This is a genomic window from Streptomyces sp. 8P21H-1 (genome assembly GCF_013302945.1).
Map to the genome: position 1 here is coordinate 1 of NZ_JABTYA010000128.1, position 428 is coordinate 428.

Below are 428 nucleotides of genomic sequence, written 5' to 3' on the forward strand. Positions count from 1 at the left end.
GCGATGACCTTCATGGCCTCGGCATGGACGTCGCGGAAGACGATCCCGGGGCGGACGATCGCGAGGGCGGCGTCGGCCGCCTCGCGGACTGCCTCGTAGACGCGGCGCTGCACGGGGGAGAACGTGCCGTTCACGGGGAGGGTCCTGGTGATGTCGGCCGTGTAGAGGCTGTCGACCTCCACCCCGGCATCGACGAGGATCATGTCTCCCGTCGACACCGAACCGTCGTTCCGGGTCCAGTGCAGGATGCAGGCGTGCGGTCCCGATGCGGCGATCGTGTCGTAGCCCACGGCGTTCCCGTCGAGTCGTGCGCGGGTGTAGAACACGCCCTCGACGATGCGCTCTCCGCGGGTCTGGTCGGCGATCCGTGGGAGTTCCGCGACGATGTCGTCGAAACCACGCCGCGTCGCGTCGACCGCGGAACGGAG

Annotated in this window: 1 protein-coding gene; it reads right to left on the minus strand. The window is 69.2% G+C overall.

Going from position 1 to position 428, the window contains the following annotated elements; genetic code table 11:
- On the minus strand, positions 1 to 428 hold a 428-nt coding region (locus HO151_RS02135; RefSeq protein WP_173894428.1), incomplete at both ends, for a M24 family metallopeptidase.